Origin of the sequence: Verrucosispora sp. WMMC514 (genome assembly GCF_027497295.1) — a bacterium.
Lineage (GTDB): Bacteria > Actinomycetota > Actinomycetes > Mycobacteriales > Micromonosporaceae > Micromonospora > Micromonospora palythoicola.
On sequence record NZ_CP114906.1, the window covers coordinates 2461022 to 2478903 of the forward strand.

Genomic DNA, 17882 nt, shown 5'->3' on the forward strand with positions numbered 1-17882 from the left:
CATTCCACTGACAAGAGACAAGGATCAATCGTGTCCACCCGATTCGCAGACAGGGTCATTCTGATCACCGGTGCCACCTCCGGCATGGGCAGAGCCACCGCCGAGCGGGTCGCCGCCGAAGGCGCCAAGGTCGTCCTGGCGGCCCGCAGCAAGGACGCCGGCGACGCGTTCGCCGCCGAGATGCGTTCCGCCGGGCGCGACGCCCTCTTCGTGCCGACCGACGTGACGGTCGAGGCCGAGGTGGCGCGGCTGGTCCAGCAGGCGGTTGACCACTACGGCCGGCTCGACGGCGCTTTCAACAACGTCGGCGCGGCCACCGCGTACGGCCCGGTAACCGACATCAATGGTGACGCCTGGGGTGCCGAACTGGCACTCAACCTCAACAGCGTCTTTCACGGTCTGAAGCACCAGATCCCCGCACTGCAGGCCTCCGGCGGGGGTTCGATCGTGAACAACGCATCCAACCTCGGTGTCACCGGCATGGCTGGCATGGCTGCCTACAGTGCGGCCAAGCACGGCGTTGTCGGGCTCACCCGGTCGGCGGCACTCGACGTGGCCGCGACGGGCGTGCGGATCAACGCGCTCGTCACCGGTGGTGTCGACACCCCCCTGCTGCGCGGCAACATGGGCCCGAACCCGGAGGAGGCCCTCCGTGCTGCCGGCGCCATGCACCCCGTGGGCCGGATCGGAAGGCCCGAGGAGATCGCCGCGTTCGCGGCCTTCCTCCTCAGCGACGAAGCCCAGTTCGTCACCGGAGCCGCGCTCGCGATCGACGGCGGCCTGACCGCTGTCTGACGACTCGCCTGCCAACCTTCGGCGCGTACAACGCTGTGACCGACGATGCCATCGCCTCTGACGGCTTCTGCTGAACGACGCCGCTCCAGGCCCGTACCTGGGGCAGTGGTCAACGCTGCTCTGACGAGGCGCAGGTGGCCGATCTGCTAGGAGGTTTGGATGGGCATCTCCGACAGCCTCGTGTACGCAGTCCCCGCAGGGCCGGCAGCTTTGGCCCTTCTCAACGATGCCTGTGATCCGGCGATCGTTCATCACAGCATCCGGGTTCTGCGCTATGCGCTGGCGCTGCGCGAGCAGGACAACCTCGACGTCGAGGACGAAGTGCTGGTACATAGCTGCCTCCTGCACGACATTGGGGCTTCGAGGCTGGCGAGCGGTCCAGAACGCTTCGAGGTGCAGGGCGCCGACCTGGCCGTCGACCTGCTCACCGGGCATGGCTGGACGACGGACCGACTCGAAGCTGTGTGGACGGCGATCGCCGTCCACACCAGCCCTCACATCGCCGAGCGCATCAGCGCCCCGGCCCGTCTGGTGCGGCTTGCCGTTCGAGCCGACTTCGGCGACGAACTGATCACCCCGGAGCTACGACGCGCGACCGAGGGCGAGCTACCCCGCCTGGATGTCGAGCGCGTGCTCAGCGGAATCGTCGTCGCACAAGCGGAAAACGACCCGCGGCGGGCGCCCGGCGGTAGCTGGCCCGGCGATCTGCTGGCCGCCCACCGTTGCGGCTCGGGCCCGGACGCGCGGCTGGCGGCCTTCTGACACCACAACACACCCAGCCACCAGGCGACCGCGTGCGTTGTGATTGGAGCGATCTCAGGCGGCGGTTAGTCCGCCGTCGCACGCCAGCACACCGCGGCGCGAACGCGACCCCTGCCCGCGGTCGTTATCAGGGCACTGGATCGGTGACCGACCTGTCTCAGGGAGAGGGCATGATGACCACGTCGGCCCAAGGCCCGACACTTCGGACGAGCCACTTCCCGAACCCGCCAAGCCCCGCCCTAGAACACTCTCTCCGGCCACGCCTTGACATAGAGGGGTGCCATGAGCGTGCCCGGTCGAACGCCGCCATGGGCTGCCGGCAACACGGACAGCGTTCGTGGATAGGGCGCTGTCCGACTCGCTGCCGCGCCGCCCGGCGGCCCCTGAACGCGTCCCGACCGGTTCTCAGGGTCGGCCGCGCCGTGTCGCCTACCGCCCGTCAACGCAGGCGGGGCCTCGATCAAGCAACCGGCTCTCCGTCACGAGGGTCGGCTTCGGCTGCCCACGCCACCTCAGCCCTTCCCGATCGGAAATCTCGCCCCCACCACGCCACCAGATCAACCGTGGCGCAATCAGATGCACGGGCACATGATCGTCACCTCCAACCATCCGCCTCCAGCTGGCCGTGCCGCCCTACCGCCACGGCGTCGACCCAGCTGAGCACCGACCGCGACACCCCCGCAGCATCACCACTAGTAAGATCCACATCGCCGATCACAATGGACAGTCATCCGCGTTCGGATGACGGCCACCTCAGCCATGATCCAGACGGTGCGACACGCACACGCACTGGTCAGCACACACGCGCACGAACCGCCCCTCAGACGGCACGCAAACTTTGGAGCACCAACGGAGCACCAAGCTCCCACATCGTGGGAGATCATGGCACATGCTGGGAAAGAGTCAAGGCCATGACCGACGTTTCCGCTGGTCACAGCCTTGATCGCGTGGCGCGCCCGAAGGGACTCGAACCCCTAACCTTCTGATCCGTAGTCAGATGCTCTATCCGTTGAGCTACGGGCGCTGGTGCTCGGCCAGTCTACACACCGGCTTTCGCGCGGAGACTCCGGGATTCGAACCCGGGAGGGGCTTTAAGACCCCAACCGCATTAGCAGTGCGGCGCCATAGACCAGACTAGGCGAAGTCTCCCAGGTGGCCCGCAGACCACCGGGCCCGAGGATACAGGCCCCGCCCGGCCGGGAGCAAAGCGACTACCGGAACAGGCTGCGCCCAGGTGCGAGGGGACCGCTCCCGCTGTGCATTGGTGTGATCAGGACTACGCTCCATCGACATGCAGGAGCAGCCGCCCAGCGAGCACAACCGCCGTGAGCCTGCTGAGGGAGCCCGTCGACGCTCCCCGAAGGCGACCTTCACGCCACCGCCGGCACCGCCGGCACCGCCGCCGCCCGAGGATCAGGAGGATCCTGCCGGGTCCCGTCCTCGACGGTCGAAGGCGGCACCGAGCGTGGTTTTCCAGCCGCCACCGGTGCCGGAGCAACCGCTGCCACCCCGGTCCGGGGCGGACCCCGCCGCGCCTCCGGTCGCTCCGGTGCCGCCGTTCACCAGCGGCTCCGGGGTGGTCGACCCCGGCGAACGTACGGTCTCGCCGGCCATCGGGAAGAGCGGGGATGCGACGGCGGTACCCTCGGCGCGTCGCCGCGGTCGGGCCGGCCAGTCGGCGGCCGCGGGTGTCGACCCCGCCAAGGCGGACAAGGCTCCGGCCGACGTCCGCCCCACCCGCCGGAAGGCGGACCCGGACAGGGTGCTGCCAACGCAGGCTGGATCTGCCGGCTCCCGCTCCGAAGCCCCGTCGAACGACGCCCGAGCCGTCGAGGCCACGAAGGGGGGAAGCCAGCGGAGCGACGACAGCGGCACGGCTTCCCGGACCATCGACACCGGCCCCGTCGACACCGGGAAGGCGGCTTCGAAGCAGACGGGCGGTGCGACGACGGGTTCGGCGGCGACCGAGGCCGGAGGGGTTCCGGCAGGAAAGGCCGCGGCGCGGAGAAGGGCGCGAGCGGGCGACGAGAAGGCACCTGAACCGGCAAGCGCGGCGCCGAGCGTTGCGAAGGCGGCGAGGAAGGCCACGCGGCGAACGACAGCCGGCGCGGCTGCCGCCTCAGACGAGGCGGCTGCGGCTACCGAGACGGCACCGGTCAAGGCGGCCCGGAAAGCCACGAAGAAAGCAGTCCGGAGGGCCACCGGCGGACCGGTCACCGACGACACGCACATCAGCGAGACGGCCACCGGCGGCACGCCCACCAGCGCGACGGCCGGCAGCGGACCGGCCACCGACGCCACGACCACCAGCGCGACGGCTGGGGCCGCGCCGCTCGACGCCGTCGCCGGGCGCGGCGTCTCGGAGCGTACGCCGGAATCGGAGCTGCGGGTGATCGTCGCGCGAGTGCTCGACCACCCGGGCTTCGCCCCGGAGCTGCTGGCGCTGACCGCGGTGGAGGCCCTCGGACCCGGTGCGGCCGAGTGGGCCCGGCGGCTGCGGGAGTTGTACCCGGGTGCGGATGCGGACGGGTTGGCCCGGCTCGCCACTCGCCGCTTCGCCCGGCAGGCCGGGGTCGGTGGGGCGACCGCCGCGCTCACCGGCGTCGTCGCGCCGGTGGTCGAACTGGCGGTGGTGCTCTGGTCGCAGGCGAACCTGGTGCTGCATCTGGCGGCGGCGTACGGCCATGATCCAGCGCATCCGGCTCGGGCCGCGGAGCTGCTCACCCTGACTCAGGTGCACCCCGACCTGGCGAGCGCGGAGTCGGCGGTGGCGGCGGCGCGGGCGGCGCAGGGACCGGAGGAGGAGCTTGGACTTCGGGCGGTCGAGGCGGCCTGGCGACTGGCGGCCCCGCTGGCCGCGCAGGCGGGTGGTTGGCTGGTGCTGCGGCTGGTGTCCCGGCTGTTGCCGGGTACGGCGGCGTTGACCGCGGCGGCCGGCAACTCGTCGGTGGCCGAACGGCTGGCCGCCCGCGCCACCACCCACTACCGCGCCACCACCCACTACCGCGCCACCACCCACTACCGCGCCACCACCGACTACCGCCCAGCCCGCCGGCCTCGCCCCGGTCACTGACGGAGGCGGTTGACCAAGAGGTTCGCGTCGGGACACGGGGACCGGGCGGCGGCTGCGAGCTTCGCCGGGAGGGAGGTTGGCTGGTCAGAGCCAGCTGAACCACTCGCGGGGAAGCAGTGCGTAGCCGAGGAAGGCGACGATGTCCAGCAGGGCATGGGCCACGATCAGTGGCATGACCCGACGGGTACGCAGGTAGAAGAGGCTGAACACCACTCCCATCACCGCGTTGCCGATGAACGCTCCGAAGCCCTGGTAGAGGTGGTACGAGGCGCGCAGCAGCGCACTCGTGGCGATGATCGCGCCGACCCGCCACTGGAGCTGGCGCAGTCGGGTCATCAGGTAGCCGACCACGATCACCTCCTCCAGGATGCTGTTCTGGAACGCGGCGAGGATCAGCACCGGCACCGTCCACCACAGGTCGGGCAGGGCGGCCGGCACCAGGGTGGCGTTGATGCCGAGCTGGGCCGCCGCCCAGAACAGCGCCAGGCCGGGAAGCCCGATCAGCGCCGCCAGCCCGGCGCCCCGGGCCAGGTCCGACCCGGGCCGTCCGGCGTCCAGGCCGAGGATCTGCGCCGGGTCGCCGGGATCCCGCGCCAGCAGGTGTACGGCGAGCAGCACCGGCAGCAACGCGAAGACGATGCCGAGCAGTTGGTACGCCAGGTCGAGGTAGGGCCGGGCCGACGCGGAGGTGTTCAGCGCGGCGGTCTGTCGCGACAGGCCACCTTCCGCGGTCAACTTCGCGATGATCGACACGGCGGCGTAGACGGCCGACTGGCCGAGCGAGAGACCGAGTACCAGGAGCGTCTCGGTGCCGAGCAGCCGGCGGGACACCGGGCGGGTGAGCTCAACGGTCACCGGTCCACTCTGCCCGACCGCCGACGCTCCTGGTGACACCCGCCCTCCGGCGAGCAACCCTCATGATGCGATCGCACATTCTGTGCGACCTTCATACACGCTCCGTGGAGATTCTGTCTGGGCCCGATCCGCCGTCAGAAGAAGGAGCGCCCCCGGTGGACAACTTCGCGCGGCTGCTGAAGGAGAGCTGGACCCTGGTCGAGGAGGACCGGGTTCGGCTGAGCGGTCACTTCTACGCCCGGCTCTTCCTCCTCGACCCGGAGCTGCGCAAGCTCTTCCCGGTCCAGATGACCGGCCAGGGCGACCGACTGCTCGAAGCGATCATCGCGGCGATCCACACCGTGGACGACCCGGAGGGCTTCGACGAGTTCCTCCGGGCGCTCGGCCGGGACCACCGCAAGTACCACGTCGAGGCGGCCCACTACGACACGATGGGCGTGGCGCTGCTGGACGCGTTGCGCAGCATCGCCGGCGACGGCTGGAACCTGGAGTACGACCAGGCGTGGCGGGACGCGTACGCGGCGATCGCCGAGAAGATGCTCGCCGGGGCGGCGGCGGACGACGACCCACCGTTCTGGCACGCCGAGGTGCTGACCCACCAGCGGCACGGCCCGGACACGGCCGTCCTCACCTGCCGGGCGTTACAGCATCCGCTGTCCTGGAAGGCGGGGCAGTACGTCAGTGTGGAGGTGCCGCGCCATCATCCCCGGGTGTGGCGGACGTACTCGATCGCCAACGCGCCGAACGAGGACAACGTCCTGGAGTTCCACGTCCGGACGCCGGCCGACGCCGCCGGTTGGGTCTCCGGCGCGTTGGTCCGTCGTACCAGGCCGGGCGACCTGCTGCGGGTGGCCGCGCCGATGGGCTCGATGACGGTCGACCGCTCGTCCGAGCGGGACATCCTCTGCGTCGCCGGTGGCGTCGGACTGGCTCCGATCAAGGCGCTGGTGGAGGAGTTGACCGGTTACAACCGGGCCCGCTGGGTGCACGTCTTCTACGGTGCCCGGACCGAGTCGGACCTGTACGGTCTGGACCGGCTGCGGGATCTGGTCGCCGCCCATCCGTGGCTTTCGGTGACTCCGGCGTGCAGCGACGACCCGGACTTCGACGGCGAGCAGGGCGAGATCTCCGACGTGGTGGCCCGGTACGGGCCGTGGACGACGCACGACTGCTTCATCTCCGGTTCGGCGCCGATGGTGCGTGCCACCCTCCGGGTGCTCGCCGCCGACGACGTACCGCCGCAGCGGACCCGGTACGACACGTTCGGCAACCTGTAGAACTTTGCTCCCCCCGAGCCGGGGCGCGTGCCCCTGCCCCCTGGGGCACGCGCCCCGGTCCCCCGATCGGGCGGCCCGGCACCGCCCCGCGCCACCTCGCCCGTCCGGCCGTCGTTCCCACCCGGGCGGGCGGGGTCGCGCCTCGTGCCCGGACGGTCGTCACATCGGGTTCAGTAGCGCCACGGGTGGCCGGATTCGCGGTACTCCTCGATCGGCACCAGCGGCACACCGGGTGCCATCCGGTCGACGTAGAGCCGACCTTCGAGGTGGTCGATCTCGTGCGCGACCAGCCGGGCCATGCCGAACTCGAAGGACGTGATGATCCGACCGCCGTCGAACTGTGCGTGTTCGACGTCCAGCCGCAGCGGCCGCGGCACCAGTCCGCGATGGTCGAAGAAGGAGAGGCACCCCTCGTACTGCTCGTCGGTGTGTGGTGCCGCGTCGACCACCCGGGGGTTGAGCAGCACGACCGGCTCGGCGGTTCGGTCCGGCGGGCGGACCACCGCGGCGGCGCGGTCGAGGTCGAGCTGCGGGGCGGCGATTCCCACCCCCTTGGTGAAGGGGTGCAGTTCGTCCAGCCGGGCCAGCGCGGTGACCAGTCGGTCGACGATCTCCCGGGCGACCGGTTCCTCGCGCGGCAGGTCGAACGGGCGGGCCGGCTGGCGCAGCTGGTCGGCGCCGCGCTGCACGATGCCGAGCCCGCGCATCCGGTCCGACGGTCGGACGCGCCCGCCGTCCGTCTCGGGCTCCGGTTGGGCCCGGAACCGCCACTGCAACCGGTACCGGGCGTTCAGTGGCGGCTCGTCGGTCGCCCAGTCGAAGATCGCTCGCTCGCCCTCGTCGCGACGGGTCACCGCCGTGCGCAGCGGGCCTTCCTCCGCCGAGAGCGAGGTTTCCGCGCCCCAGACCTGAGGATCCAGTGCGACCGGCAGATCCAGGCGTACGGCGAGATGCCGAGTCGGTACGCGGACCGCCCGCTGGAACCACGGCCCCCACTTGTCCTGCCCGACCGTGTACGCGTACTCGATGGTGGCGCGGCGACCGGGGTAGAGCGGAAAGCGGCGTTCGCCGTTCTCGAAGAGCAGCCAGATCTCCTTGAACGCGTCCCGGTCGTGCTTGGCGCGCCAGTGCATGGTCTCCCGCTCGCCGGACTCCTCGCGGCAGGCGGACAGTTGCAGTTCGGCGAAGCTGAGCGGGTGTTCCCGGTGGTGGCGGTTGGAGCGGCCCGGATCGCTCGGATAGCGGTCCACGGCGACGCGGATCAGGTAGCGGGTGACCGGCTCGACCCCGGCGTTGTACAGCTCACGGCGGATGACGCAGCGATAGGCGTCCTCGGTGTGGGTCAGGACGGCCGTCTCGCGCTCGACGATCAGTCCGGTGCCGGGTGGCATCCACTGGCCGGGCAGGCTGGATTCCCGATGGTTACGTTCGCCGCGGGCGTGGCGCAGGTCGTCGTACTCCCGGAAGCGCTGCCAGATCGCGCCGCTGGCCTCCAGGACGGCCTCGGCGCGCCGGGCGAAGTCCTCCGTGGGCCGGTGCCGGCGTCCCTCGACGTGACTGACGTACGAGGGGTCGAAGCCCATCAGGGTGGCGAGTTGTTTCTTGGACAGCCCCCGTTCCGTCCGGTGCCGGGCGAGTTCGGCGGCGAAGGAGTCGGCAGCCCGATCGAGCGGTGAGGTCGTCATCAGCTTCCTCGTGGCCGGGAGTACCAAGTTTCACGTTGAGTCGCCGGCCGCACACTCATCTGGCACCTAGTCGACAAGAACCTTGACTGATGTGCGGTTCCTACCGATACTGCCCGCAGTTTCCACGCCGACACCGTGCGTAGCGCTCGCCAGCGCCGTGACCCGCGTCGCCCACCCGATCCCACCGTCGGGTTTCCCTGTGCCCAGAAGTGTGGTTAGGCTAGCCTTAGTAGGCGTCATGGACGCTTCGGATCGAGTGGGGGGTGGATCAGGTGACAGCGGTGCTGCCCCGTCAGGATCCGGCCACCACGCCCCTGGCGCCGGTCACCGGAACCCTGCGGGCCATGTTCGGCACCGACGACCTGCCCGGGCTGGCCCCGGGCCTACTGGTCGTCGACGAGGCCGGTTGGGCCCCGGCGACCACCCTCACCGGTGCCCGACTGCCGGAGCTGCTCGACTCGGCCGTCCGGCTCTGGGGTGGCACCCCACACGCCTCCGCCGCGCTCGCCTGGAAGGCGTACAGCTACTGGGCCGCACTGCCGGTGGTGCTCGGTTGGGCCGCCGCCCGTCGGGTGCCGTTGCTCGACCACACCGAGGCACTGATCCACTTCGCCGACCGGCGTGCCCTGGTGACCGTGGGACTACGCGAGTCGATCCCGGTCGCGGTGCTGCCGAACGATCCGCTGGCGCTCGCCGGGCTGCCCCAGGTGCGGGTGGTGGCCGACGAGCGGGAGCTGCTCACCGCACTGCGCGCCACCCTCCTGGACGGGCACCTGTCGCCCGTGGTCTCCGCGATCCAGGGCAGGGTGCGGATCGGCGCCCGCACCCTCCTCGGCTCGGTGGCGTCCGGTATCGCCCACGGGCTGCTGCGTGCCGCCGACAACGTGCCCGGTTCCACGGTCGAGGCGATCGACACACTGCTCGGCGCACTCGATCTGGCCGACCTGGTGGAGCTGGTGCCCGGGCCGAACGGTGAGCCGGTCGTGCAGCGCCGCACCTGCTGCCTGGCGTTCACCCTGCCCCAGCCGAAGGTCTGCCAGGGCTGCTGCATCCGCAGCTGAGCCGGTCCCGCCGCTCACTCCGTCAGCGGGCGCACGTCCCAGAGCCAGACGCCGCCGGTGTGCTCGGGCTGGATGCCGGTCAGCTCGGTCATCCCGGTACGCAGCGCGTCGGCGTGCTCGTGCGGCCCGAGGATCACCACCCCGGCCCGCCAGTACCGCAGGTCCTCCACCGCCATCCGACGCGCCCGCTCGCTGATCGGCGGCACCTCGCCGGTACGGCGGATGGTGCCGAAGAAGCTGCTGGTGGGGCGCGGAGGTGCGGAGAACAGGGCGACCCGGTCCTGCCCCGGCCGGGTGTCCGGGCCGAGGAAGTAGCCACGGGCGATCGGCATCTCCTGCCGGGTGCGGGCGGACCAGCGCAGCGGCTCGGCGTACTCGGTGTCGGGCAACGGCAACGTCACCACGCTGCGCCCGCCGGCCAGGTAGGGCCGCCAGGCACCGGAGGTGACGAACGCGGGGACCGGTTCGAGCCGTTTCGTCGGCAACGGAGTGGGCAGCACCGGCACCAACGCCATCGCCAGCCCGGTCACCGTGGCGAGCCGGATCTGCGACCGACGGTCCGGGTACCGGGACGCCAGGTCGCGGACCCGCTCCGCACCGTACGCCAGGATCAGTCCGATGATCGGGGTGATGGCCAGCGCCCAGCGGGTCGGCACCACCGAGTGCAGCACCGGCAGTTCCTCCAGCAGCGCCCACGGCCCGGGTACGCCGGTGCCACGCCGATCGAAGCGGATCTCCCGGCCGAGCGACAGCACCGCGAAGAGCAGCCCGACGGCGGCCAGGCCGAGCACCACGACGTTGCGCCGCAGCCACCACACGAGTGCCGTCACGAGGATCACCAGCGGCCAACCGAAGAAGGCGTTCTCCTCGGTGGGGTTCTTGGCCAGTCCGGCGGCGCTGCGGGCGTCACCGGCCAGTGACTCGCGGGAGTAGGCGAAGAACGAGGCCAGGTCCGTGGAGTAGCCCCGGATCACCCAGGACAGCCCGTGGTAGGCGCCGGGACCGAAGAACTGCACGTACAGCGGGTAGGCCAGCAGCACGGCGGAGACGACGGCGGCCACCCCGATGCCCGCGGCGAACGGACGGACCCGGGCCCGCAGCTCGGACCGGCCGATCACCATCGCGACGACCACCACGGCGACACCGATCGCGGTCATCAGCAGGATCTCCAGGTTCAGGAACGCCTGCCAGACGATCACCAGGGCCAGGAGCAGACCGTTGCGCAACCATCGCCCGGAGTCACCGAGCCGCAGGGTCCGCCAGATGATCAGCGGTACCACGTACTGCGACACGATGTTCGGATGCGCGTTGGCGTGGGAGACCATGGCCGGCGCGTACGCGCAGAACGTCGCACCCAGCCAGGCCGGCCCGCGGGCGCCGGGCAGCACCACGCGGGAGAGCAGGAAGTACCAGGCGGTGGCGGTGGCGATCAGGCCGAGGGTGAGGAATACCAGGAACGCGGCCCGGGTGCCGAAGAGCAGGGTTATCGGCGTCATCGGCAACGAGACGGACAGAACCGACGTATTCGCCATCAGATTGACCGATTCCGGCACATTCATCCGGTCCGACGAAAACGGGTAGGCGAATTCCGTCACCACCCGGGCACCATGCGCCAACATCCACTCGAATTGCGCCATATCGGTAGGGTTGTCGCGAATACCGTCGTGCGGATTCAGCCACATCCGTGCGGTGATCCAGAGGCCGAAAACCGCGAAGCTCGCCACCGCCGCGGCGTCCCTCCACCGTCCGGGACCCGCCCCGCCACTCGGTCCTTCCGGCCGGCGCGCCGCCCTTCCCGCCTCGGACCGCGGCAGCTGTCGCGCCGAATCGGGAGTAGTCATAACAATTCACAGCGTAGTTGGCCTAAGTGGCCAGCGTGCGGGCTTCGGGGCACTGGCGTAGTATCGGCAAGGTTCGCTGGCCACCACCGATCGTGCAGCCACCCCTACCGTTAATCGGCCATCGCGGGCCCCGATATTCCCGCCGTCCGAGCGGATGGTTCACTCAGTCGGTCCCGACGCGGGTCGAGTCGTATCGTGAGGAAGCGACGCATGGCAGAAATCACTGGGGATCAGCGCGTGCAGTCCGAGGTCCTGGAGGGCCTCGCCACGGCGGTCAATCACCGGCGCTGGTTCGTCGAGCTGGCCGTGCCCTACCTGGGCGACAACCCCATCGAGATCGGTAGCGGCCTCGGCGACTACGCCCTGGAGTGGAGCGAGAGCTTCCCCCGGTTCACCGCCACCGAGGCCGACCCGGACCGACTGGTCGCCCTCAAGGAGCGTCTCGCGGACCGGCCCTCGATCGAGGTTCGCCAGATGCTGCTGCCCAACTCGGAGCGGGGCGACTACAGCGCGGCGGTCTCCTACAACGTGCTTGAGCACATCGAGGACCACGTCGGCGCGCTGCGCTGCATGGGTCAGCTGGTCCGGCCCGGTGGCGCGGTGGTCATCATCGTGCCGGCCTTCCAGTTCGCGATGAGCCCGGCGGACATCGCCACCGGCCACGTCCGGCGGTACACGAAGAAGACGCTGGCCAACGCGATGACCGAGGCCGGCCTACAGGTGGAGAAGATCCACTACGCGAACGCGCTCGGCCTGATCGGCTACTTCATGGCCACCAAGGTCTTCCGCCTGATGCCGAAGGAGGGCCCGATGGTGAAGGTCTACGACACCCTGGTCCTCCCCGCCACCAAGGCCGCCGAGCAGCTCGTCCGTCCCCCCTTCGGCCAATCCGTCTTCGCCGTGGCCCGCACCCCCGCCTAACCAGGCTGCCCGGGACCGACCCCGTCCCGTTGACCATGAGGTTGGCGGCACTTGCAGAGATCGAAGTCGCCGCCAACCTCATGATCGATCGAGGCTGGGTCGGGTCAGCCGGGGATCTGGTAGGTGGGGCGGATGGTGGCCCGGGCCAGGGTGTGGAAGGCGAGGTTGAAGCCGACGTAGGCGGGAGTCGCCTCGGGGGTGACGTCGAGGCGTTCGACGTCGAGGGCGTGCACCGCGAAGACGTACCGGTGCGGACGGTCGCCGGGCGGCGGCGCGGCACCGCCGAAACCGTGCTCCCCGTAGTCGTTGCGTACGGTGAACGCGCCCTTCAGATCCTTCTCGGCCGCGCCGCGCGGCAGTTCCGTCATGTCGGCCGGCAGGTTCACCAGCACCCAGTGCCAGAAGCCGCTGCCGGTCGGTGCGTCCGGGTCGAAACAGGTCACCACGAAACCCTTGGTCTCGGCCGGGAAGCCCGACCAGGCCAACTGCGGCGAGACATTGTCGCCGCCGGTGCTGCCGTGCGCGTGCGCGGCGTCCATCGGCTCACCGTTCTGCACATCGTCACTTGTCAGCGTGAAGGAGGCGACGGTCGGCAGCAGCTCGTACGGGTCCGGAGCGATGGGACGTTCCAGGGTCATCGACACAGGTCCTTCCGGTGGAAGTGGTGTTCTGCGCCCCTTTCATACCCTGTGCCGCGCTGACATTCGACAGAACCAGCCTCAAGTCCGCCGTAACCGAGAGCGCCTCACGGCGGTTGTCACCCTGCAACAACTAGCGAAGGAGTCTCTTGGCCGGAGTCTGGCGTGACTTCATCACCGCCGTCATCGATGCCGTGCGCCGACGTGACGAGGCTGCCCTCAACGACGAACGCCGCCGGGCACTGGACCGGCTCGCCGACGAGAAGATCCGCGAGGAACAGCGGAAGCGCCCTCCGGAGAGCACCTGAGGCGGGTGGCACTCGGTCGACCAGTCCTAGGGATGCGCGTCGGTGATCGTGATGACCTCGTCGAGGCGGTCCAGGGCGGCCCGCAGGTCGTCGACCTTGGCCTGGATGCGGTCGCGCTCGGCGCGCAGCATGGCTCGCTGCTCGGCGTCGGTGTGCCCGGAACTCCAGCAGGGCAGCAGTTCGGCGATCCGTTGACTGGTCAGGCCGGCGGCGTACATCTGCTGGAAGAAGCGCACCAGGGTGACCGCGTCCTGCCGGTAGAGACGCTGCCCGGACGGGCTGCGCTCCGCGGTGAGCAGCCCCTGCTGCTCGTAGTAGCGCACGGCGCGTACCGAGACGCCGGCCTCCCGCGCCACCTCGCCGATCCGGATCAGTCGCTCCTCGGTGGTCAATGGTGACTCCTCTCACGCCGGCACCGACGTCCAAAGCTTGCCTCTGACGTCAGCGTCAGGTTTTAGCGTAGCCGGCATGGATATCAACAACTCGGTTGCCCTGGTCACCGGAGCCAATCGCGGCCTGGGCCACGCTTTCGCCAGGCGCCTGCTCGAACGGGGCGCCCGCAAGGTCTACGCGACAGCCCGCCGGCCCGAGACCATCGATCTGCCCGGGGTCGAGGTGCTGCCGCTCGACATCGCCGACGCCGCCTCCGTACGCGCCGCCACCGAAGCCGCCTCGGACGTCTCGCTGCTCGTCAACAATGCCGGAATCCAGACCGGCACCGACCTGGTGACCGGCTCGCTGGCCGCGGTCCGGCACGAACTGGAGACCAACGTGTTCGGTCATCTGGGGATGATCCGGGAGTTCGCCCCGACGCTGGCCAGCAACGGCGGGGGCGCGATCGTGAACGTCCTCTCCGCCATGTCGTGGTTCGGGGTCCGGGGCGCCAACGCCTATCACCTGACCAAGGCCGCCGCGTGGGCCATGACCAACGGAGTCCGGCTGGAACTCGCCGAGCAGGGCACTCTCGTGACGGCGGTGCACCTCGGCCTGGCCGACACCGACATGTCCGCAGGCTGGCCGGTGGACAAGATCGCACCGTCGGACCTGGCGGACGCGGCGCTCGACGGAGTCGAGGCAGGCTCCGCCGAGGTCCTCGCGGACCAGTGGAGCCGGGACGTCAAATCCCGGCTACCGCTCAAGCCGGAGGAGTTCAACGCCGCGATGGAGCGCGCCCTGGCGGCGCTGGCAGCAGCCTGAGCCGTCCTCGCCGAGCCGGGATCCCACTCGCGGGCCAGGTGAGCGGAGGGTGTGGGATTCGAACCCACGAAGACATCGCTGCCTTACCGGTTTTCAAGACCAGCGCCATCGGCCACTAGGCGAACCCTCCCGGACCACGCCGTGCGCGGCCGTGCCTAGTCTGCCACGCCGCGTACGTCGGCGAACGGTCGAGCTACCCGGTGCGCCGTGAGCACTGACGTTGCGTGGTCGCTCGGGGCGCGACGTGGAGCCGGCCCGGGATCGGGTAAGACTGGGCCATGCGAGCGATCACCATTGCCGAGCCTGGCGGACCCGACGTACTCACCTGGAGCGAGGTGCCGGACCCGCGGCCGGGTCCGGGCGAGGTGGTCGTGGACGTACGGGCGACCGCGGTGAATCGGGCCGACCTGTTGCAGCGGCAGGGGCACTATCCGCCGCCGGCGGGCGCGCCCGCGTACCCCGGGTTGGAGTGCTCGGGGGTGGTGAGCGCGACCGGTCCCGGGGTGGCCGGTGTGCGGGTGGGTGACCAGGTCTGCGCGCTGCTGGCCGGCGGCGGGTACGCCGAACGGGTGGCGGTGCCGGCCGGACAGTTGCTGCCGCTGCCGGCCGGCGTCGACCTGGTCGACGCCGCCGCGTTGCCGGAGGTGGCCTGCACGGTCTGGTCGAACGTGGTGCGGGTGGCCCGCCTGACGGCGGGAGAGACGCTGCTGGTGCACGGCGGCGGCAGCGGCATCGGCACGTTCGCGATCCAGCTCGGTGCCGCGCTCGGCGCGACGGTGGTGGCGACCGCGCGGGCCAGCAAGCACGAGCGGCTGCGTGCGCTGGGGGCCGACCTGCTTGTCGACTACCGGGAGCAGGACTTCGTCGAGGAGGTCCGGCGGGTCACCGACGGCCGGGGCGCGGATGTCGTCCTGGACATCATGGGCGCGTCGTACCTGGGTCGGAACGTCGCCGCCCTGGCCGCCGACGGACGGCTGGTGGTGATCGGCATGCAGGGCGGTCGCAAGGGTGAGTTGGATCTGGGTGCGCTGTTGGCCAAGCGCGGCACCGTCGCGGCCACCGCGCTGCGTTCCCGGCCACTTGAGCAGAAGGCCGCGATCGTACGCGGGGTGCGCGAGCAGGTCTGGCCGCTGGTCGAGGCGGGCCGGGTGCGACCGGTGATCGACCGGCGACTGCCGATCACCGAGGCGGCGCAGGCGCATCGACTCGTCGAGTCCAACGAGCACGTCGGCAAGGTCCTGCTCACCGTCGGCTGAGCCGGATCACGTGCCGGCAGCCGGGCAGCGGTCGGGAAACTAACCGGGTAGCACGAGCCGGGCCCCCGGGCCGTCGCCGGCCAGGTTGTCCTCGGGGTTGTAGAGGGTGCAGCGCCGCAGCGAGAGACAGCCACAGCCGATGCAGGCGTCCAGGTCGTCGCGGAGCCGGCTCATCAGCCGGATCTTCTCGTCGAGCCTGGCCCGCCAGGCGGTGGAGAGCTTGGCCCAGTCCTCGGCGGTGGGCGTACGGGCGGCGGGCAGCGAGTCGAGCGCGGCACGGATCTCCTCAAGCGAGATGCCGACCTGCTGGGCGATCCGGATGAACGCCACCCGGCGCAGCTCACCACGGTGGTAGCGGCGCTGGTTGCCGCTGGTCCGTTCGGCCCGGATGAGCCCCAGCCGCTCGTAGTAGCGCAGCGCGGACTGCGCCACCCCACTGCGGGCGGAGAGTTGGCCAATGGTCAATGCTTCCTGCATCACGTCGCCTTGAGTTGAACCCCGCTTCAACTTGCAGGCTATCCGTATGACCACATCCGCCACCACGGCCCGGGTCGCCGAGGCCGCCGCGCCGATCGACGGACGCGACCAGTTCGCCCCGCTGCTTGAGCGCGTTCGCGCCGGCCGGGAGTTCGGTGCGAACGTCCTGTCGACCCTCGACGTGCTCCAGGTGCTCTACGACCGGGTGCTACGGATCACCCCGGCGACCGTCGACGACCCTGACCGTGACCGCTTTCTGCTCTCCAAGGGCCACGCGGTGGCCGGCTACTACGCCCTGCTCGCCGCGAGGGGCTTCATTCCGCCGGACTGGCTCGACGACCAGGGCGGGCCGTCGAGTCGGCTCGGCGACCACCCGGACCGCACCCTGATCCCCGGCGTGGAGATCGGCTCCGGCTCGCTCGGGCACGGTCTGGGGCTGGGCGTCGGCACCGCACTCGGGCTACGCGCCCAGGGCCGGCTCGCCCCCCGGGTCTACGTGCTGCTCGGCGATGCCGAGCTGGACGAGGGCTCGAATCACGAGGCGATCGCGTACGCCGGAGCGGTCGGGCTGGGCAACCTGACCGCGATCGTGGTCGACAACTTCTCCGCCACCCACGGCTGGCCGGGCGGAGTGGCCACCCGGTTCACCGCCAACGGCTGGACCGCCGCGACAGTGGACGGGCGGGACCGGGACGCCCTCCACCCGGCACTGACCGGACACCACGGTCACCGGCCACATCTTGTCGTCGCGCTCGTCGGGGACGGTGAGTGATCGTGCGGGACACCTTCGTGGCCACCACGACCGAGTTCCTGGACGACCCTCGAACGGTCGTCGTGCTGGCCGACATCTCCGCCGCGGCGTTCGCTCCGGCCGCCGCCCGGCATCCCGACCGGGTGGTGAACGTCGGCATCCGGGAGCAGCTCATGGTGGGGGTGGCGGGCGGCCTGGCACTGACCGGGCTGCGCCCCATCGTGCACAGCTACGCACCGTTCCTCGTGGAGCGGGCGTACGAGCAGATCAAGCTGGATCTCGACCATCAGGGGGTCGGCGCGGTGCTGGTGAGCGTCGGGGCGTCGTACGACCGCGCGGCAGCCGGGCGCACCCATCTCAGCCCGGCGGACGTCGCCCTGATCGACACCCTGCACGACTGGACGGTGCACGTGCCCGGGCATCGGGACGAGGTACCCGGGCTGCTGCGCGCCGTGGTCTGCGGCCAGGGCTCGGCATACGTGCGGCTCTCCACGCAGAGCAACGCGCGGGCGTACCCGGAGGCGGGCGACCTGCGGGTGCTCCGGGACGCCGGGCCGGGGGCGGCGCTGCTGGTGGCGGTCGGTCCCACGGTGGACGCGGCCCTCGACGCGACCGCGGACCTGCCGGTGACCGTGGCGTACACCCACCGGCCCCGCCCGTTCGACACCGCCGGCCTACGGGCGCTCGTGGACAGTGCGGTGATCCTGGTCGAGCCGTACCTGGCGGGCACCTCGGCCCGGCTGGTCTCGGCCGCGCTGGCCGATCGACCGCACCGGCTGTCGGCGCTCGGGGTTCGTCGCGAGGAGTTACGGCGCTACGGTTCGGCGGCGGATCACGCCCGGTGGCACGGGCTCGACGCGGCCGGGCTGCGCCGCTCGATCACCGACTTCCTGTCACCGGCGTTGGTCTGAGCGCTGCTCGGTTCGCGGCATGTCGCGGTCTGCACCAGCGACGTACGGCCCGACCTGCCGCGACCGGCAGCCAC

General features: G+C 70.7%; 17 protein-coding genes and 3 tRNA genes. 11 read left to right on the top strand and 9 right to left on the bottom strand.

Going from position 1 to position 17882, the window contains the following annotated elements; genetic code table 11:
• Positions 1-30: 30 nt before the first annotated feature.
• Together O7597_RS10965 and O7597_RS10970 are read left to right on the top strand one after the other, a co-directional pair.
• Positions 31-795 carry an SDR family oxidoreductase gene (locus tag O7597_RS10965; protein ID WP_269740661.1) on the top strand — a complete coding sequence of 255 codons (765 nt, stop codon included), beginning with the start codon at positions 31-33 and terminating at the stop codon, positions 793-795.
• A gap of 159 nt (positions 796-954) precedes the next feature.
• Positions 955-1557, top strand: a complete 603-nt coding sequence (locus O7597_RS10970) for an HD domain-containing protein (protein WP_269740660.1) — start codon at positions 955-957, stop codon at positions 1555-1557.
• Between the two features lie 948 nt (positions 1558-2505).
• Here O7597_RS10970 and O7597_RS10975 read toward each other — a convergent pair.
• A tRNA-Arg gene (locus O7597_RS10975) sits at positions 2506-2581 on the bottom strand.
• A 34-nt stretch (positions 2582-2615) separates the two neighbouring features.
• Positions 2616-2706 (bottom strand) — tRNA-Ser (locus O7597_RS10980).
• A gap of 1240 nt (positions 2707-3946) precedes the next feature.
• Here O7597_RS10980 and O7597_RS10985 point away from each other — a divergent pair.
• Entirely contained in the window at positions 3947-4630 is a 684-nt protein-coding gene (locus O7597_RS10985; RefSeq protein ID WP_281582675.1) for a hypothetical protein, read from the top strand.
• An 84-nt stretch (positions 4631-4714) separates the two neighbouring features.
• On the opposite strand, the gene O7597_RS10990 is transcribed toward O7597_RS10985, so the two are convergent.
• Positions 4715-5485 carry a CPBP family intramembrane glutamic endopeptidase gene (locus O7597_RS10990; RefSeq protein WP_269740658.1) on the bottom strand — a complete coding sequence of 257 codons (771 nt, stop codon included), beginning with the start codon at positions 5483-5485 and terminating at the stop codon, positions 4715-4717.
• A 155-nt stretch (positions 5486-5640) separates the two neighbouring features.
• Here O7597_RS10990 and O7597_RS10995 point away from each other — a divergent pair, with 155 nt between their 5' ends.
• A complete protein-coding gene (locus tag O7597_RS10995) occupies positions 5641-6762 on the top strand; it encodes a globin domain-containing protein (RefSeq protein ID WP_269740657.1) in 1122 nt (373 codons plus the stop codon).
• A gap of 170 nt (positions 6763-6932) precedes the next feature.
• Here O7597_RS10995 and O7597_RS11000 read toward each other — a convergent pair whose 3' ends face one another.
• Positions 6933-8447 (bottom strand): peptide deformylase, encoded by a 1515-nt coding sequence (locus O7597_RS11000; protein ID WP_269740656.1) that lies wholly within the window; start codon positions 8445-8447, stop codon positions 6933-6935.
• Positions 8448-8791: 344 nt separating this feature from the next.
• On the opposite strand from O7597_RS11000, the gene O7597_RS11005 reads away from it, so the two are divergent.
• Entirely contained in the window at positions 8792-9508 is a 717-nt protein-coding gene (locus O7597_RS11005) for a hypothetical protein (protein ID WP_269742703.1), read from the top strand.
• A 14-nt stretch (positions 9509-9522) separates the two neighbouring features.
• On the opposite strand, the gene O7597_RS11010 is transcribed toward O7597_RS11005, so the two are convergent.
• The gene (locus O7597_RS11010; protein ID WP_269742702.1) at positions 9523-11190 is read right to left on the bottom strand and encodes a hypothetical protein; all 1668 of its coding nucleotides are present in this window, start codon (positions 11188-11190) and stop codon (positions 9523-9525) included.
• Positions 11191-11559: 369 nt separating this feature from the next.
• On the opposite strand from O7597_RS11010, the gene O7597_RS11015 reads away from it, so the two are divergent.
• Positions 11560-12270: a class I SAM-dependent methyltransferase gene (locus O7597_RS11015; RefSeq protein ID WP_281582676.1), complete on the top strand. Its 711-nt coding sequence runs from the start codon at positions 11560-11562 to the stop codon at positions 12268-12270.
• Between the two features lie 104 nt (positions 12271-12374).
• Here O7597_RS11015 and O7597_RS11020 read toward each other — a convergent pair whose 3' ends face one another.
• On the bottom strand, positions 12375-12908 hold the full coding sequence (locus tag O7597_RS11020; protein ID WP_269740654.1) for a YbhB/YbcL family Raf kinase inhibitor-like protein: 534 nt from the start codon (positions 12906-12908) through the stop codon (positions 12375-12377).
• Between the two features lie 149 nt (positions 12909-13057).
• On the opposite strand from O7597_RS11020, the gene O7597_RS11025 reads away from it, so the two are divergent.
• Positions 13058-13216, top strand: coding sequence for a hypothetical protein (locus tag O7597_RS11025; RefSeq protein WP_269740653.1), 159 nt, complete (start codon positions 13058-13060; stop codon positions 13214-13216).
• Between the two features lie 26 nt (positions 13217-13242).
• Here the strand turns inward: O7597_RS11025 and O7597_RS11030 are convergent, their stop codons facing one another.
• Positions 13243-13608, bottom strand: a complete 366-nt coding sequence (locus O7597_RS11030; protein WP_269740652.1) for a MerR family transcriptional regulator — start codon at positions 13606-13608, stop codon at positions 13243-13245.
• A gap of 76 nt (positions 13609-13684) precedes the next feature.
• Here O7597_RS11030 and O7597_RS11035 point away from each other — a divergent pair, with 76 nt between their 5' ends.
• Positions 13685-14413 carry an SDR family oxidoreductase gene (locus O7597_RS11035; RefSeq protein ID WP_269740651.1) on the top strand — a complete coding sequence of 243 codons (729 nt, stop codon included), beginning with the start codon at positions 13685-13687 and terminating at the stop codon, positions 14411-14413.
• Positions 14414-14456: 43 nt separating this feature from the next.
• Here the strand turns inward: O7597_RS11035 and O7597_RS11040 are convergent.
• Positions 14457-14543: transfer RNA gene (locus tag O7597_RS11040), tRNA-Ser, on the bottom strand.
• Positions 14544-14691: 148 nt separating this feature from the next.
• Between O7597_RS11040 and O7597_RS11045 the strand changes: the two genes are divergently transcribed.
• Positions 14692-15669 carry an NAD(P)H-quinone oxidoreductase gene (locus tag O7597_RS11045; protein WP_269740650.1) on the top strand — a complete coding sequence of 326 codons (978 nt, stop codon included), beginning with the start codon at positions 14692-14694 and terminating at the stop codon, positions 15667-15669.
• Positions 15670-15708: 39 nt separating this feature from the next.
• Here O7597_RS11045 and soxR read toward each other — a convergent pair whose 3' ends face one another.
• On the bottom strand, positions 15709-16146 hold the full coding sequence (gene soxR / locus O7597_RS11050) for a redox-sensitive transcriptional activator SoxR (RefSeq protein ID WP_269740649.1): 438 nt from the start codon (positions 16144-16146) through the stop codon (positions 15709-15711).
• 46 nt (positions 16147-16192) lie between these two features.
• Between soxR and O7597_RS11055 the strand changes: the two genes are divergently transcribed.
• Entirely contained in the window at positions 16193-16918 is a 726-nt protein-coding gene (locus O7597_RS11055; RefSeq protein WP_269740648.1) for a transketolase, read from the top strand.
• A gap of 2 nt (positions 16919-16920) precedes the next feature.
• Entirely contained in the window at positions 16921-17808 is an 888-nt protein-coding gene (locus O7597_RS11060) for a transketolase (RefSeq protein WP_269740647.1), read from the top strand.
• The last annotated feature ends 74 nt before the right edge of the window (positions 17809-17882 follow it).

Coding starts and splice junctions, on each gene's coding strand:
- O7597_RS10970 (WP_269740660.1), top strand. CDS start 955: ATGGGCATCTCCGACAGCCTCGTGTACGCAGTCCCCGCAGGGCCGGCA.
- O7597_RS11000 (WP_269740656.1), bottom strand. CDS start 8,447: ATGACGACCTCACCGCTCGATCGGGCTGCCGACTCCTTCGCCGCCGAA.
- O7597_RS11005 (WP_269742703.1), top strand. CDS start 8,792: ATGTTCGGCACCGACGACCTGCCCGGGCTGGCCCCGGGCCTACTGGTC.
- O7597_RS11010 (WP_269742702.1), bottom strand. CDS start 11,190: ATGTGGCTGAATCCGCACGACGGTATTCGCGACAACCCTACCGATATG.
- O7597_RS11015 (WP_281582676.1), top strand. CDS start 11,560: ATGGCAGAAATCACTGGGGATCAGCGCGTGCAGTCCGAGGTCCTGGAG.
- O7597_RS11020 (WP_269740654.1), bottom strand. CDS start 12,908: ATGACCCTGGAACGTCCCATCGCTCCGGACCCGTACGAGCTGCTGCCG.
- O7597_RS11035 (WP_269740651.1), top strand. CDS start 13,685: ATGGATATCAACAACTCGGTTGCCCTGGTCACCGGAGCCAATCGCGGC.
- O7597_RS11045 (WP_269740650.1), top strand. CDS start 14,692: ATGCGAGCGATCACCATTGCCGAGCCTGGCGGACCCGACGTACTCACC.
- soxR (WP_269740649.1), bottom strand. CDS start 16,146: ATGCAGGAAGCATTGACCATTGGCCAACTCTCCGCCCGCAGTGGGGTG.
- O7597_RS11055 (WP_269740648.1), top strand. CDS start 16,193: ATGACCACATCCGCCACCACGGCCCGGGTCGCCGAGGCCGCCGCGCCG.